Source organism: Mesorhizobium sp. M7A.F.Ca.CA.004.06.1.1 (genome assembly GCF_003999135.1).
Taxonomy (GTDB): Bacteria; Pseudomonadota; Alphaproteobacteria; order Rhizobiales; family Rhizobiaceae; genus Mesorhizobium.
The window spans coordinates 1-435 of record NZ_RZPQ01001461.1 but is presented as its reverse complement, the minus strand read 5'-3'; the positions used below and the strand labels follow the sequence as shown (position 1 = coordinate 435).

At 68.0% G+C, this 435-nt stretch carries 2 pseudogenes; one reads left to right on the top strand and one right to left on the bottom strand.

The annotated features are described in order from the left end of the window. Positions 1–277 (top strand): annotated as a pseudogene (locus EN906_RS36940) (TetR/AcrR family transcriptional regulator); the annotation flags it as partial. Here EN906_RS36940 and EN906_RS37925 read toward each other — a convergent pair. Then, a pseudogene (locus EN906_RS37925) lies at positions 216–435 on the bottom strand (substrate-binding domain-containing protein); the annotation flags it as partial. The pseudogenes EN906_RS36940 and EN906_RS37925 overlap by 62 nt on opposite strands.

Below are 435 nucleotides of genomic sequence, written 5' to 3'. Positions count from 1 at the left end.
CGACGGCCCGGCCGTGCTGGGCCGCGCCGTGATGGACGCGATCGACAACCGCCACGGCAACCGTTCGCTGCGCGAAGGGCTGGTCGCGGCGATGCGGGCGCAGACGATGACGAGATTGCCGGCCGACGCGCTGACCGCGCTGCTCGGCTCCGCCTTCGATCGTGCCGCCCTGGCCATCGAGGCCGGTGCGTCAGCTCAGGACTACCGCGCCGTGCTCATGGCACTGATCGATGGCCTGTCTCTTCCTCAGGCACCTCGCCCGGTTCGAACTCGTTGAAGCAGCCGAGCTGGCGCTTGAACTGGTCGATCAGCCAGGCCGCCGCGGGCTTCGGGCTGCGATCGTTGCGGTGCATGGCAAACAGCGGCGAACTCACCTCCCTGAAGGATTCGAGGTCGATTTCGACCAGCCGGCCACTCGCCAGGTCGTCTGCTATC